Below are 15,210 nucleotides of genomic sequence, written 5' to 3'. Positions count from 1 at the left end.
GGCATGGAAGATTTAGAGACGATTATCATGGAGCTGCTGGTCAACGCCGGCTCCGCGCGCAGTTCTGCCCTCACCGCCCTACAGCAGGCGCGTAAAGGCGATTTCGCCGCCGCCGAACAGGCTATGGCCGACTCCCACGAGTTTGTGAAGCATGCGCATAAAATCCAGACCCAGCTTATCGGCCTGGATGAAGGCAGCGGCAAGCTGCCGGTGAACCTGATTACCGTGCACTCGCAGGACCATCTGATGAACGCGATGGTGATTCAGGATTTAGCGACCGATATGATCGAACTGTATCGCCGCCTGCCGCCCGCACAATAATCCCGATGAATCATCAGGCGCCGCCAGCGGCGCCTGTCTCACTTACAGAAAACCGTACATCGCCGCGAACACCCAGCCAAAGACGCAAGAAACGCTCACGCCAATTAATCCCGGCAGGATAAAGCTATGGTTTATGACGAAGCGGCCAATATGGGTCGTGCCTGAACGGTCAAACTGAATCGCCGCCAGATCGCTTGGGTAGGTCGGCAGGATGTAATAGCCGTAGCAGGCGGGCGCGGAAGCGACGATATAGGCCGGGTCAACGCCGATCGCCAGCGCTACCGGAACAATCGCCGCCAGCGCCGCCGCCTGGGAGTTGACGAACTTCGATACCAATAACAGCACGATAGCGTAGGCCCACGGGTACTCCTTCACCATCTCTCCGAGCACGCCTTTAATCTCGGTCATGTGCGCGCCGAACATGGTTTCCGCCATCCATGCGATACCATATACCGCGACGATAGCGATCATCCCCGAGCGGAAAACCTCATTTTTAGAAATCGATGCCGGGTTAGTTTTGGTAATGATGATGATAAGCGCCCCGGAGAGCAGCATAAACATCTGGATTACCAGTACCATTGAGAGAGGCTTACCATCGAACGCCGGACGCAGTTCGGAAAACGCGCCCAACAGCGCCACCACGGCAATTGAGGCAAGGAAGATCCACATCGCAATCCAGTTGCTGGTCGGCAGCTTTTTATCCAATAGCGTAGCCGTATCGCCATAAACATAATGACGGTTTTCCGGTATCGCAATAAACGCCTGGAAGGTCTCGTCTTTATCAAGGTCCTTACCGCGGAACCAGCTGAAGATGCCAATCGCCAGGATCCCCAGCAGCGTTGACGGAATGGTTATCGCCAGTAGATCGAGAAACTCAAGATGCTTACCGTTAAAGGTAAAGTTTCCGAGCATCGCCACCAGCGAGACCACCGCCACCGAAACCGGGCTGGCAATGATCCCCATCTGGGCGCCAATCGAGCTCGCCGCCATCGGCCGTTCCGGGCGAATATTATTTTTAATCGCCACGTCGTAAATAATTGGCAGGATCGTATACACCACGTGCCCGGTACCGCACAGGATAGTCAACGTACAGGTGACGAATGGCGCGACGATAGAAACATATTTGGGATTGCGCCGCAGGAGCTTCTCGGCAATCTGCAGCATCACGTCTAAACCGCCGGATGCCTGTAGCGTCGCCGAGGCGGCCACCACCGCGATAATGACCAGCATGACATCAACCGGTGGCTTTCCTGGTTTAAGATGAAAGACAAAAACTAAGATAACTAAGCCAATGCCGCCTAAAAGACCGAGCGCAATACCACCCTTTTTCGCGCCGTAGAACAGACAAATTAAGATAATGATGAGCTGTATAGCAAATTCCATGCATCCCCCAGAAGCTATCCATTAAATAACGACAATACTCTCCGTTTTATTTTTATTTTTGCTCACCTCCTCCATTGCCTTTTAACAGGCGCAGCGAACCCCTCAGTTGCGGTAAACCGAAAAGGACTGGGAAAGTAATCACATGATTCTTTGAGTGTTTTGACTATATAGCGTTTGCGGCGCTTATTTTTTGATACATGTAGAATTTTTATCCATCGATTAGTGATGGCATAAAGAAATAGCAAATAGATAATTATCAAGAATGTTTAATTTGCTAATTAATTGCGGCAATTACATTAAATAAATGTAATTCAGTTTAGGTGAAATAAATCGACAGATAATAAAAAAGCCAGTCAGGAAACCTGACTGGCTTTTAAGCGCTTAGCGAATCAACGATTAATCGTTGTCAGAACCGCCCAGGCCTGCGTTCAGCAGTTCTGCCAGGTTGGCAGACGCTTCTTCTACGCTCACCTGCGGTGCAGCCGGCTGCTCGCCTGCTGCGCGACGGCGCATACGATCCTGGTGGTACGCATAACCGGTACCCGCCGGGATCAGACGACCCACGATGACGTTCTCTTTCAGACCGCGCAGTTCGTCGCGTTTGCCCGCAACGGCTGCTTCGGTCAGCACGCGAGTGGTCTCCTGGAACGATGCCGCGGAGATGAAGGACTCGGTTGCCAGAGACGCTTTGGTGATACCCAGCAGGTCGCGGGAATAGGTTGCCGCAACTTTGCCATTCGCTTCAAGCTCGCGGTTAGCGATCTTAACGCGGGAGTATTCAACCTGCTCGCCTTCGAGGAAGTCGGAGCTACCAGCACTTTCGATGGTCGCTTTACGCAGCATCTGACGAACGATAACTTCAATGTGCTTATCGTTAATCTTAACGCCTTGCAGACGATAAACGTCCTGCACTTCGTTGGTGATGTAACGCGTTACCGCGTGTACGCCACGAAGACGCAGAATGTCGTGCGGCGCTTCCGGACCGTCGGAAACCACGTCACCACGTTCTACACGTTCACCTTCGAACACGTTCAGCTGACGCCATTTCGGGATCATCTCTTCGTACGGTTCGCTACCGTCTACCGGGGTGATAACCAGACGACGTTTCCCTTTGGTTTCTTTACCGAAGGAAATGATGCCGCTGATTTCAGCCAGGATTGCCGGCTCTTTCGGCCGACGTGCTTCGAACAGATCCGCAACGCGCGGCAGACCACCGGTGATGTCCTTGGTACCGCCAGATTCCTGCGGTACACGCGCCAGGGTGTCACCAGAGCTGATCTGTACGCCATCTTCCAGCTGAACAATCGCTTTACCCGGCAGGAAGTACTGAGCAGGCATATCGGTGCCTGGGATCAGAACGTCGTTGCCCTGAGCATCAACAATTTTCAGCGCCGGACGCAGATCTTTACCACCGGAGGTACGTTCTGCGGAATCCAGAACCACCAGCGAAGACAGACCGGTCAGCTCGTCGGTCTGACGAGTAATGGTCTGGCCGTCGATCATGTCAGTGAAGCGGACAAAACCACTCACTTCGGTGATAACCGGCATGGTATGCGGATCCCAGTTTGCAACGGTTTCACCGCCAGCAACCTGTTCGCCATCGCCTTTAGCCATAACGGAACCGTAAGGCACTTTATAGCTTTCTTTCGTACGACCGAATTCGTCGATCAGCTTCAGTTCGGTGTTACGAGAGGTGATAACCAGTTTACCGCTGGAGTTCACAACCGACTTCGCGTTGCTCAGACGGATGCTACCTTTGTTTTTCACCTGGATGCTGGATTCAGCAGCCGCACGAGATGCCGCACCACCGATGTGGAACGTACGCATCGTCAGCTGTGTACCCGGCTCACCGATGGACTGTGCCGCGATAACGCCGATAGCCTCACCTTTGTTGATGATGTGGCCACGCGCCAGGTCACGACCGTAGCAGTGCGCACATACACCAAAGTCGGTGTCACAGGATACAACGGAACGAACTTTGACGGAGTCAACGGAGTTCTCTTCCAGCAGATCACACCAGTGCTCGTGCAGCAGCGTGTTGCGTGGAACCAGAATGTCCGCGGTACCCGGCTTCAGAACGTCTTCAGCAGTCACACGACCCAGTACGCGATCGCGCAGCGGCTCTTTAACATCGCCACCTTCGATAACCGGCGTCATGGTGATGCCTTCCAGGGTGCCGCAGTCGTCTTCAGTGACAACCAGGTCCTGCGCAACGTCAACCAGACGACGAGTCAGGTAACCGGAGTTCGCTGTCTTCAGTGCGGTATCCGCCAGACCTTTACGAGCACCGTGGGTGGAGATGAAGTACTGGAGTACGTTCAGACCTTCACGGAAGTTCGCGGTGATCGGCGTTTCGATGATGGAGCCATCCGGCTTCGCCATCAGACCACGCATACCAGCCAGCTGACGAATCTGTGCAGCAGAACCACGCGCACCGGAGTCGGCCATCATGTAGATGCTGTTGAAGGAAACCTGCTGCTCTTCCTGACCGTCACGGTTAATAACGGTTTCGGTTTGCAGGTTATCCATCATCGCTTTGGATACACGATCGTTCGCCGCAGCCCAGATATCGATAACTTTGTTGTAGCGTTCGCCCGCGGTGACCAGACCAGACTGGAACTGTTCCTGAATCTCAGCAACTTCAGCTTCCGCTTCGCTGATGATTTCGTATTTTTTCTCCGGGATGACCATGTCATCGATACCAACGGATGCACCTGAACGCGCTGCATAAGCAAAGCCGGTGTACATCGTCTGGTCCGCAAAAATAACGGTCGGTTTCAGACCCAGAATACGGTAACAGGTGTTCAGCATCTTGGAGATCGCTTTCTTACCGAGCGCCTGGTTCACAATAGAGAACGGCAGACCTTTCGGTACGATCATCCACAGAATGGCACGGCCAATGGTCGTGTCTTTCAGGCTGGTCTTCGCGACGAACTCACCATTGTCGTCTTTTTCGTATTCGGTGATACGCACTTTAACGCGCGCATGCAGAGAGGCCAGACCGGCGCGATAAATACGCTCCGCTTCTTTCGGGCCAGTCAGCACCATGCCTTCGCCTTTGGCGTTAACACAATCACGGGTCATGTAGTACAGACCCAGTACAACGTCCTGAGACGGAACGATGATTGGTTCGCCGTTCGCCGGGGACAGGATGTTGTTGGTAGACATCATCAGCGCACGCGCTTCCAGCTGGGCTTCCAGCGTCAGCGGTACGTGAACAGCCATCTGGTCACCATCGAAGTCGGCGTTATATGCCGCACAAACCAGCGGGTGCAGCTGAATAGCTTTACCTTCGATCAGAACCGGTTCGAATGCCTGGATACCCAAACGGTGCAGTGTTGGCGCACGGTTCAGCAGTACCGGGTGTTCGCGGATAACTTCGTCCAGGATATCCCAAACGACAGCTTCTTCGCGCTCAACCATTTTCTTAGCGGCTTTGATGGTGGTGGCCAGGCCACGCAGTTCCAGCTTGCCGTAGATGAACGGTTTGAACAGCTCCAGCGCCATTTTCTTCGGCAGACCGCACTGATGCAGACGCAGGTATGGACCTACGGTGATTACAGAACGACCGGAGTAGTCAACACGCTTACCGAGCAGGTTCTGACGGAAACGACCCTGTTTACCTTTGATCATATCGGCCAAAGATTTCAGAGGACGTTTGTTGGAACCGGTGATCGCACGACCGCGACGACCGTTATCCAGCAGGGCGTCGACCGCTTCCTGCAGCATACGTTTTTCGTTGCGTACGATGATGTCCGGCGCAGCCAGATCCAGCAGACGTTTCAGACGGTTGTTACGGTTAATGACGCGACGATACAGATCGTTCAGGTCAGAAGTCGCAAAACGACCGCCATCCAGCGGAACCAGCGGACGCAGATCTGGCGGCAGAACCGGCAGAACGGTCAGGATCATCCACTCCGGCTTGTTGCCAGATTGAACGAACGCTTCCAGCAGCTTAATGCGCTTGGTCAGCTTTTTACGCTTGGTTTCGGAGTTGGTTTCGTTCAGCTCTTCACGCAGCTGCTCGCACTCTTGCTCCAGGTCCATGCTTTTCAGCAGGGCCTGAATAGCTTCGGCGCCCATCTTCGCGTCGAATTCGTCACCGAACTCTTCCAGCGCGTCCAGGTACTGCTCTTCAGTCAGAATCTGGTTGCGTTCGAGGTTGGTCATGCCACCTTCGATAACAACATAAGATTCAAAGTACAGTACGCGTTCGATATCACGCAGCGGCATATCCAGCAGCAGACCGATACGGGACGGCAGAGACTTCAGGAACCAGATGTGGGCAGTCGGAGACGCCAGCTCGATGTGGCCCATGCGCTCACGACGCACTTTGGTCTGGGTCACTTCAACGCCGCACTTCTCACAGATAACACCACGGTGTTTCAGGCGCTTGTACTTACCGCACAGGCACTCATAGTCTTTTACTGGCCCGAAAATACGAGCGCAGAACAGACCGTCACGTTCTGGCTTGAACGTACGGTAGTTAATGGTTTCCGGCTTTTTAACTTCACCGAAAGACCATGAACGGATCATGTCTGGCGATGCCAGAGCAATTTTGATCGCATCAAACTCTTCGGTTTTAGTTTGCGCTTTCAGAAACTTTAATAAGTCTTTCACGGATTTGCTCCCGTCGGAGTTAGCACAATCTGGCGCCGGGTTTTACCCCGGCACCAGTGACCTGTTTGAGCGAGAGTTACTCGTCTTCCAGTTCGATGTTGATGCCCAGCGAGCGGATTTCTTTCAACAGTACGTTGAAGGATTCCGGCATGCCCGGTTCCATCTGGTGGTTGCCGTCCACGATGTTTTTATACATCTTGGTACGACCGTTCACGTCATCAGACTTAACGGTGAGCATTTCCTGCAGGGTGTAGGCCGCGCCGTATGCTTCCAGCGCCCACACTTCCATCTCACCGAAGCGCTGACCACCGAACTGCGCCTTACCACCCAGCGGCTGCTGAGTAACCAGGCTATAAGAACCGGTGGAACGAGCGTGCATTTTGTCGTCGACCAGGTGGTTCAGTTTCAGCATGTACATGTAACCCACGGTTACCGGACGTTCGAACTGTTCACCGGTGCGGCCGTCAAACAGAGTGATCTGACCGGAAGTCGGCAGGTCGCCCAGCTGCAGCAGCTCTTTGATTTCAGCTTCTTTCGCACCGTCGAATACCGGCGTTGCGATCGGCATGCCTTTACGCAGGTTTTCAGCCAGACGCAGAACTTCTTCATCGCTGAAGGTATTCAGGTCAACTTTCTGGCGAACGTCAGCGCCCAGATCGTAAGCACGCTGGATGAATTCGCGCAGTTTCGCGACTTCTTGCTGCTGTTTCAGCATGGCGTTAATCTTATCGCCGATACCTTTGGCAGCCATACCCAGGTGAGTTTCCAGGATCTGACCGATGTTCATACGAGACGGTACGCCCAGCGGGTTCAGTACGATATCTACCGGCGTACCGTTAGCATCGTGCGGCATATCTTCGATCGGGTTGATCTTAGAGATAACACCCTTGTTACCGTGACGACCTGCCATCTTATCACCAGGCTGGATACGGCGTTTAACGGCCAAGTATACCTTAACAATCTTCAGCACGCCCGGTGCCAGATCGTCGCCTTGAGTGATTTTACGGCGTTTCGCTTCGAGTTTTTTCTCGAACTCGTGTTTCAGTTCGTCATACTGCTCAGCCAGTTGCTCCAGCTGATTTTGTTTCTCTTCGTCGGTCAGGCCCAGTTCCAGCCAGCGATCGCGCGGCAGTTTGTCGAGCTTGTCAGCTTCAACGCCACCGGCAACCAGCACAGCGTAGATACGGCTGAACAGACCAGCTTCGAGGATCTGCAGTTCTTCAGACAGGTCTTTTTTAGCCTGCTTCAGCTGCATCTCTTCGATCTCAAGAGCACGCTTGTCTTTTTCTACGCCGTCACGGGTAAACACCTGAACGTCGATAACGGTACCAGAGACACCGTTCGGTACGCGCAGAGAAGAGTCTTTAACGTCAGACGCTTTCTCACCGAAGATCGCGCGCAGCAGTTTCTCTTCCGGAGTCAGCTGGGTTTCACCTTTCGGGGTTACCTTACCAACCAGAATGTCGCCGCCGGTCACTTCCGCACCGATATAAACGATACCGGATTCATCCAGTTTAGAGAGCGCAGCTTCACCCACGTTCGGGATGTCAGCGGTGATCTCTTCCGGCCCCAGCTTGGTGTCACGGGACACGCATGCCAGTTCCTGAATGTGGATGGTGGTGAAACGGTCTTCCTGGACAACACGCTCGGATACGAGGATGGAGTCTTCGAAGTTGTAGCCGTTCCACGGCATGAACGCTACGCGCATGTTCTGACCCAGCGCCAGTTCACCGAGGTCGGTGGACGGGCCGTCGGCCAGGACGTCGCCGCGTTCAATTGGTTCGCCCAGGGACACGCAAGGCATCTGGTTGATGCAGGTGTTCTGGTTAGAACGGGTGTACTTGGTCAGGTTATAGATGTCGATACCTGCTTCGCCCGGGTACATCTCGTCTTCGTTAACTTTGATAACGATACGGGAAGCATCCACGTACTGAACAGTACCGCCACGTTTAGCCACCGCAGTAACACCGGAGTCAACGGCAACAGCACGTTCCATACCGGTACCAACCAGCGGCTTATCAGCGCGCAGAGTCGGAACCGCCTGACGTTGCATGTTCGCACCCATCAATGCACGGTTGGCGTCATCGTGTTCCAGGAACGGGATCAGGGACGCACCGACGGATACCACCTGCTGGGTGGATACGTCCATGTAGTCAACCTGGTCGCGGCTGAACAAGCTGGATTCGCCTTTACTACGGCAGGTAACCAGATCTTCAACAAAGTGGCCTTCGTCATCCAGGTTGGAGTTCGCCTGAGCGATGACGTAGTTACCTTCTTCGATAGCAGACAGGTAATGAATTTCGTCGGTAACAACACCGTCGGTCACTTTACGATACGGGGTCTCGAGGAAACCGTATTCGTTAGTCTGTGCGTACACGGACAGGGAGTTGATCAGACCGATGTTCGGACCTTCAGGCGTTTCGATTGGACATACGCGACCGTAGTGAGTCGGGTGTACGTCTCGAACTTCGAAGCCTGCGCGTTCACGGGTCAGACCGCCTGGGCCGAGTGCGGAGATACGACGTTTGTGCGTAATCTCAGACAGCGGGTTGTTCTGGTCCATAAACTGGGACAGCTGGCTGGAACCAAAGAACTCTTTCACTGCTGCGGAAATCGGCTTGGCGTTGATCATATCCTGAGGCATCAGGGTATCCAGATCGCCCAGAGACAGACGCTCTTTAACCGCACGCTCTACACGCACCAGGCCAACGCGGAACTGGTTTTCCGCCATTTCGCCAACGGAACGGATACGACGGTTGCCGAGGTGGTCGATATCATCGACTTCGCCTTTACCGTTACGGATATCGATGAGCTTCTTCATCACTTCGATGATGTCGTCTTTGCTCAGGATACCGGAACCTTCGATTTCGTCGCGCAGCAGAGAACGGTTGAACTTCATACGACCAACCGCGGACAGATCGTAGCGGTCTTCGGAGAAGAACAGGTTCTCAAACAGGCTTTCAGCCGCTTCACGAGTCGGCGGCTCACCCGGGCGCATCATGCGGTAGATTTCTACCAGCGCGCTCAGACGATCGTTGGTTGGGTCGACGCGTACAGTTTCAGAAATGTACGGACCGTGGTCCAGATCGTTGGTGAACAGCGTTTCGATACGCTTGTGGCCGGACTGGCTCAGTTTAGCCAGCAGATCCAGGCTCAGCTCCATGTTCGCCGGGCAGATCAGTTCGCCAGTCGCTTCGTCGATGTAGTCTTTAGAAGCAACTTTGCCCGCGATGTACTCAACCGGAACTTCGATATGTTTGATATCGTCTTTTTCCAGTTGGCGAATATGGCGCGCGGTAATACGACGGCCTTTCTCAACGTACACTTTACCGTTGGCTTCGATATCGAAGGAGGCGGTTTCACCGCGCAGACGCTCCGGTACCAGCTCCATCTGCAGCTTGTTGTCGCGAATTTCAAAGACCACTTTCTCGAAGAACAGGTCAAGGATCTGCTCAGTGGTGTAATTCAGCGCGCGCAGAATGATGGTTGCAGGCAGTTTACGACGACGGTCGATACGAACGAACAGGTTGTCTTTCGGGTCGAATTCGAAGTCCAGCCAGGAACCACGGTAAGGGATGATACGTGCGTTATACAGGACCTTACCGGAAGAGTGAGTCTTACCTTTGTCACTGTCAAAGAAGACGCCCGGGCTACGGTGCAGCTGAGAAACGATAACACGCTCGGTACCGTTGATAACGAAGGTACCATTGTCGGTCATGAGCGGGATTTCGCCCATGTAGACTTCTTGTTCTTTAATGTCTTTAACGGTGCCTTCCGGCGCTTCGCGCTCGTAGATCACCAGACGCAGTTTCACGCGCAGCGGTGCGGAATACGTCACGCCACGGATCTGACATTCTTTAACATCAAAAACAGGTTCGCCCAGACGGTAGCTGACGTATTGCAGCTCTGAATTACCGCTGTAGCTCTGAATCGGGAATACGGAACGGAAGGCTGCTTCCAGACCATACTGCCCTTCAGGATCTTGCTCGATAAACTTCTGGAACGAGTCAAGCTGGATAGAAAGGAGATAAGGCACATCCAGAACTTGTGGACGTTTACCAAAATCCTTACGAATACGTTTTTTCTCGGTATAGGAGTAAACCATAGGGTTCCTCAGCTCGCTGACAAGTCGACCCATCTGCCCGGAAAGGGCAGTTTTTTATGCAACACTATTTTGTTGACCGGAAAATGGAACACTTTCCGCAATGCCTGTTGCTATCACGCTTAAACCATTTCATTGCGATTTACACAGCCCAGGAACCCTAACCTGTCGCAGTATATTAAGTCGTCGATAGAAACAAGCATTGTGAGGCAAACCAGCAGTCAAACAGTGTGAAATGCTACTGGCGCCTTACAGCGCAAAAAGGCTGGTGACTAAAAAGTCACCAGCCTCAGCCTAATTTCTCAGGCTGCAACCGGAAGGGTTGGCTTATTTAACTTCAACTTCAGCGCCAGCTTCTTCCAGAGATTTTTTCAGAGCTTCAGCGTCGTCTTTGCTGATGCCTTCTTTCAGTGCAGCCGGTGCAGCTTCTACCAGGTCTTTAGCTTCTTTCAGACCCAGGCCAGTCGCGCCACGTACTGCTTTGATAACAGCAACTTTGTTAGCGCCAGCAGCTTTCAGAATTACGTCGAATTCAGTTTTTTCTTCAGCAGCTTCAGCCGGGCCAGCAGCTACAGCTACAGCAGCAGCAGCGGAAACACCGAATTTTTCTTCCATTGCAGAGATCAGCTCAACAACGTCCATTACGGACATAGCGGATACTGCTTCAATGATTTGATCTTTAGTGATAGACATTTAAATTGTTCCTGAATATCAGAATAAGTTTATACGTAAGCGAGTGCTTTACAAAGATAACTGCGATTAAGCAGCTTCTTTCGCATCGCGTACAGCAGCCAGAGTACGAACCAGTTTGCCAGCCGAAGCTTCTTTCATGGTTGCCATCAGGCGTGCAATTGCTTCTTCGTAGGTCGGCAGAGTTGCCAGGCGGTCGATTTGCGACGCCGGGATCAGCTCACCTTCAAAGGCAGCGGCTTTGACCTCAAATTTTGCATTCGCTTTCGCGAACTCTTTGAACAGACGAGCAGCAGCGCCCGGGTGTTCCATAGAGTATGCAATCAGGGTCGGACCAACAAACGTGTCTTTCAGGCACTCGAACGGAGTACCTTCAACGACGCGGCGCAGCAGGGTGTTACGAACAACACGCATGTAAACGCCAGCTTCACGACCTGCTTTACGCAGTTCAGTCATTTTATCTACAGTTACGCCACGGGAATCCGCAACTACTGCAGACAGCGCGCCTTTGGCTACTTCGCTGACTTCAGCAACAATCGCTTGTTTGTCTTGAAGATTTAAAGCCATTAGCTTTGCTCCTGGATGTTTGCCAGAGCTTATGCTCTGGAACTCACTTCACTCTATTCAACGAATAGAGCGTCTTAATACGGTGAGCAGAAACAAGCCAGAGTATCCAAAAAATAATCTTAGCGTTCTGTCACCGTCTACGCAGGGGATTAAGTTTCTTACGAAACACCTGCGGTCTTCGACGGAGGCCTGGATAGGCCAGGCTCCAACGAACAAATTCTTCCTATGACTTCGTCCTTCGAACCGCAGCGGCGTTAGCTGCTCTCGCTCACACCGGTCATGTAATTAACTACACTCCCGGTGATTCACTCGATTGCTGCCTTGCTGCAATTCAAATGACTCGCATAGCGTCTGTCTTATTGACAGAATCGTGGGGGTAAGATTGTAGACAAAATCACCGCCCACGTAAAGGCATTAGTTTGCAGAAGCGTTCAGGCCAGCCTGATCTACTGCAACACCTGCACCCATGGTGGTGGAGATGCTAACTTTCTTGATGTACACGCCTTTAGCCTGAGTCGGTTTTGCTTTTTTCAGCGCAACCAGCAGAGCTTCCAGGTTTTCTTTCAGTTTGTCAGCGTCAAAGTCCACTTTACCGATGGTGGTGTGGATGATGCCGTTTTTGTCGTTACGATAACGAACCTGACCAGCTTTAGCGTTCTTAACCGCTTCAGCAACGTTAGGAGTTACGGTACCAACTTTCGGGTTTGGCATCAGGCCGCGCGGGCCCAGAACCTGGCCCAGCTGGCCAACAACGCGCATTGCATCCGGGGAAGCAATAACAACGTCAAAGTTCATTTCGCCTTTCTTGATCTGGTCAGCCAGATCTTCCATACCTACCAGCTCGGCGCCTGCAGCTTTAGCAGCTTCAGCGTTCGGGCCCTGTGCAAATACGGCAACGCGAACAGAACGGCCAGTACCGTGCGGCAGTACAGTTGCACCACGTACGTTCTGGTCAGATTTACGAGCATCGATGCCCAGGTTTACAGCAACGTCAACGCTTTCAACGAACTTAGCGGTCGCCAGTTCTTTCAGCAGAGAGATGGCTTCGTTGATGTCGTACTGTTTAGTTGCATCAACTTTCTCACGAATCACGGACATGCGCTTGGTCAGTTTAGCCATTTCTTAGTCCTCCACTACCAGGCCCATGGAACGTGCAGTACCTTCGATGGAGCGAGTCATCGCTTCAATGTCGGCACCAGTCATGTCGGCAGCTTTGGTCTGCGCGATTTCCTGCAGCTGAGCGCGGGAAATTTTACCAACTTTCTCTTTGTTCGGCTTACCGGAGCCGGACTTGATACCAGCCGCTTTTTTCAGCAGAACTGCTGCCGGCGGAGTTTTGGTAACGAAAGTGAAAGAACGGTCAGCGTAAACGGTGATAACAACCGGGATTGGCAGACCTTTTTCCATGGATTCAGTTTTTGCGTTGAACGCTTTGCAGAATTCCATGATGTTAACGCCCTGCTGACCCAGTGCTGGACCAACCGGCGGACTCGGGTTTGCCATACCAGCTGCAACCTGCAGCTTGACGTAGGCTTGTACTTTCTTAGCCATTCTTAAATCCTCAAATTGGGTATTAACGCTTCAGAGAAGCTCCCCGTGATTAAACATCGTTTTACGGGCCAGGCCCATAAAAACAAAAGGCGCGAAATTGTATGCCAATTTCGCGCCCTATGCAACGATTAAATCGCTGCTTTTTTGATCGCCGGCTTACGCCTTCTCAACCTGACCGAAGTCCAGTTCTACCGGAGTCGCACGACCGAAGATAGAAACGGAAACTTTCAGGCGAGACTTCTCGTAGTCCACTTCTTCAACAACGCCGTTAAAGTCAGCAAACGGACCATCGTTGACGCGAACCATTTCGCCCGGCTCAAACAGCGTTTTCGGACGCGGCTTATCGCCAACCTGCTGCAGACGGTTCATGATGGCATCGACTTCTTTGTCGCTGATCGGCGCCGGACGGTCGGAAGTACCGCCGATGAAGCCCATCACACGCGGGACGCTGCGCACCAGGTGCCAGCTCGCGTCGTTCATGACCATCTGAACCAGAACGTAGCCTGGGAAGAATTTGCGTTCGCTTTTGCGACGCTGGCCGCCACGGATTTCAACCACTTCTTCGGTCGGAACCATGACTTCGCCAAACAACTCTTCCATGTTGTGTAATTTGATATGTTCACGCAGCGACGTAGCTACGCGACCTTCAAAACCGGAAAACGCCTGAACGACGTACCAGCGCTTTTTAGGAGCTTCAGACATCTCAGAACCTCAGGCCAGTGATAAAGGATACCAGGCGAACCAGAATACCATCCAGTCCCCACAGGATCAGTGACATTACTGCAGTTACGGCAGCAACAATCAGCGTGGTGTGCAGCGTTTCCTGGCGGGTCGGCCAGATCACTTTGCGGACTTCGGTTCTCGCTTCGCGGGCGAAGGCGACAGTCGCCTTACCTTTTGTCGTTAACAGAGCGACGCCACCGGCAGCAGCGATAAGAATCACCACAGCCAGCGCACGGATCGCCAGCATAATGTCGCGATAAAGGAAGTTGCCTACGATGGCTACGATCAGCAGCACGGCAACGATAACCCACTTCAACGCTTCCAGGCCGCGCCCGCTCCCTTGAGCTTCGGTATTCGCACTCATAAACCAACCTGTCACAAGAATTCAGACAAACATCTTCGCCCCGCGTTAAATGCGAGGCGACCAAACCGAAATGCTCTGCTGCGTTTCGGACTTTACGCCCTCTTCAGAGCCTGTCTCAGCAATGATTATGACAAAAAAAATCACTGATGAGCCAGGTTCTGGTGTGAAAGCGTGCAAAAAGGGCATCAAATGATGCCCTTTTATTGCGCATTGCGTCAAATGTTATCAGCGATTAGCCGAGAACTTTAGCAACCACGCCCGCGCCAACGGTACGGCCGCCTTCACGGATTGCGAAACGCAGACCGTCATCCATCGCGATCGGGTGGATCAGGGTAACAACCATTTTGATGTTGTCGCCCGGCATTACCATCTCTACGCCTTCCGGCAGTTCGATGGTACCAGTCACGTCAGTAGTACGGAAGTAGAACTGCGGACGGTAGCCTTTGAAGAACGGAGTATGACGGCCGCCTTCGTCTTTGGACAGGATGTACACTTCAGATTCGAACTTGGTGTGCGGCTTGATGCTGCCCGGCTTAGCCAGTACCTGACCACGTTCGATTTCTTCACGTTTGATACCACGCAGCAGAACACCTACGTTCTCGCCCGCACGGCCTTCGTCCAGCAGTTTGCGGAACATTTCAACGCCAGTACAGGTGGTTTTCGCGGTGTCTTTGATACCAACGATTTCAACTTCTTCACCAACTTTGATGATACCGCGCTCTACACGACCGGTAACAACGGTACCACGACCGGAGATGGAGAATACGTCTTCGATCGGCAGCAGGAACGGCTTATCAATCGCACGCTCTGGTTCCGGAATGTAAGAATCCAGGAAGCCAGCCAGTTCGATGATTTTCGCTTCCCACTCTGCGTCGCCTTCCAGCGCTTT

General features: G+C 52.8%; 11 protein-coding genes. 1 reads left to right on the top strand and 10 read right to left on the bottom strand.

The window, feature by feature from the left end; genetic code table 11:
• Positions 1-3: 3 nt before the first annotated feature.
• Positions 4-321 (top strand): PTS lactose/cellobiose transporter subunit IIA, encoded by a 318-nt coding sequence (locus PGR10_RS24960; protein WP_015704005.1) that lies wholly within the window; start codon positions 4-6, stop codon positions 319-321.
• A gap of 42 nt (positions 322-363) precedes the next feature.
• Here the strand turns inward: PGR10_RS24960 and dcuB are convergent, their stop codons facing one another.
• The 10 genes from dcuB to PGR10_RS24910 form a co-directional block, all read right to left on the bottom strand.
• Positions 364-1,704, bottom strand: coding sequence for an anaerobic C4-dicarboxylate transporter DcuB (gene dcuB, locus PGR10_RS24955; RefSeq protein WP_045397357.1), 1,341 nt, complete (start codon positions 1,702-1,704; stop codon positions 364-366).
• A 396-nt stretch (positions 1,705-2,100) separates the two neighbouring features.
• The gene (gene rpoC, locus PGR10_RS24950; protein ID WP_045397360.1) at positions 2,101-6,324 is read right to left on the bottom strand and encodes a DNA-directed RNA polymerase subunit beta'; all 4,224 of its coding nucleotides are present in this window, start codon (positions 6,322-6,324) and stop codon (positions 2,101-2,103) included.
• A 76-nt stretch (positions 6,325-6,400) separates the two neighbouring features.
• On the bottom strand, positions 6,401-10,429 hold the full coding sequence (gene rpoB / locus PGR10_RS24945; RefSeq protein WP_015704004.1) for a DNA-directed RNA polymerase subunit beta: 4,029 nt from the start codon (positions 10,427-10,429) through the stop codon (positions 6,401-6,403).
• Positions 10,430-10,753: 324 nt separating this feature from the next.
• A complete protein-coding gene (gene rplL / locus PGR10_RS24940; RefSeq protein WP_087859253.1) occupies positions 10,754-11,119 on the bottom strand; it encodes a 50S ribosomal protein L7/L12 in 366 nt (121 codons plus the stop codon).
• Positions 11,120-11,185: 66 nt separating this feature from the next.
• Positions 11,186-11,683, bottom strand: a complete 498-nt coding sequence (gene rplJ, locus PGR10_RS24935; RefSeq protein ID WP_004097644.1) for a 50S ribosomal protein L10 — start codon at positions 11,681-11,683, stop codon at positions 11,186-11,188.
• A gap of 414 nt (positions 11,684-12,097) precedes the next feature.
• Positions 12,098-12,802 (bottom strand): 50S ribosomal protein L1, encoded by a 705-nt coding sequence (gene rplA, locus PGR10_RS24930; protein WP_015368826.1) that lies wholly within the window; start codon positions 12,800-12,802, stop codon positions 12,098-12,100.
• Positions 12,803-12,805: 3 nt separating this feature from the next.
• Positions 12,806-13,234, bottom strand: coding sequence for a 50S ribosomal protein L11 (rplK, locus tag PGR10_RS24925; protein ID WP_020079906.1), 429 nt, complete (start codon positions 13,232-13,234; stop codon positions 12,806-12,808).
• A 156-nt stretch (positions 13,235-13,390) separates the two neighbouring features.
• Positions 13,391-13,936: a transcription termination/antitermination protein NusG gene (nusG, locus tag PGR10_RS24920; RefSeq protein WP_007665882.1), complete on the bottom strand. Its 546-nt coding sequence runs from the start codon at positions 13,934-13,936 to the stop codon at positions 13,391-13,393.
• A gap of 1 nt (position 13,937) precedes the next feature.
• Positions 13,938-14,321: a preprotein translocase subunit SecE gene (secE, locus tag PGR10_RS24915; RefSeq protein ID WP_015368827.1), complete on the bottom strand. Its 384-nt coding sequence runs from the start codon at positions 14,319-14,321 to the stop codon at positions 13,938-13,940.
• A gap of 232 nt (positions 14,322-14,553) precedes the next feature.
• A partial coding sequence (locus PGR10_RS24910; RefSeq protein WP_430924275.1) for an EF-Tu/IF-2/RF-3 family GTPase occupies positions 14,554-15,210 on the bottom strand: 657 nt, incomplete at its 5' end.

The sequence above is a fragment of the Klebsiella sp. 141198 genome (assembly GCF_050600785.1).
Classification (GTDB): domain Bacteria; phylum Pseudomonadota; class Gammaproteobacteria; order Enterobacterales; family Enterobacteriaceae; genus Klebsiella; species Klebsiella aerogenes.
Note: the sequence above shows the minus strand (reverse complement) of the source record. Positions and strands in the feature narration are given on the sequence as shown.

What these genes read in the sequence shown, in the direction of transcription:
- PGR10_RS24960 (WP_015704005.1), top strand. Translation starts at nt 4, where the DNA reads ATGGAAGATTTAGAGACGATTATCATGGAGCTGCTGGTCAACGCCGGC.
- dcuB (WP_045397357.1), bottom strand. Translation starts at nt 1,704, where the DNA reads ATGGAATTTGCTATACAGCTCATCATTATCTTAATTTGTCTGTTCTAC.
- rpoB (WP_015704004.1), bottom strand. Translation starts at nt 10,429, where the DNA reads ATGGTTTACTCCTATACCGAGAAAAAACGTATTCGTAAGGATTTTGGT.
- rplL (WP_087859253.1), bottom strand. Translation starts at nt 11,119, where the DNA reads ATGTCTATCACTAAAGATCAAATCATTGAAGCAGTATCCGCTATGTCC.
- rplJ (WP_004097644.1), bottom strand. Translation starts at nt 11,683, where the DNA reads ATGGCTTTAAATCTTCAAGACAAACAAGCGATTGTTGCTGAAGTCAGC.
- rplA (WP_015368826.1), bottom strand. Translation starts at nt 12,802, where the DNA reads ATGGCTAAACTGACCAAGCGCATGTCCGTGATTCGTGAGAAAGTTGAT.
- rplK (WP_020079906.1), bottom strand. Translation starts at nt 13,234, where the DNA reads ATGGCTAAGAAAGTACAAGCCTACGTCAAGCTGCAGGTTGCAGCTGGT.
- nusG (WP_007665882.1), bottom strand. Translation starts at nt 13,936, where the DNA reads ATGTCTGAAGCTCCTAAAAAGCGCTGGTACGTCGTTCAGGCGTTTTCC.
- secE (WP_015368827.1), bottom strand. Translation starts at nt 14,321, where the DNA reads ATGAGTGCGAATACCGAAGCTCAAGGGAGCGGGCGCGGCCTGGAAGCG.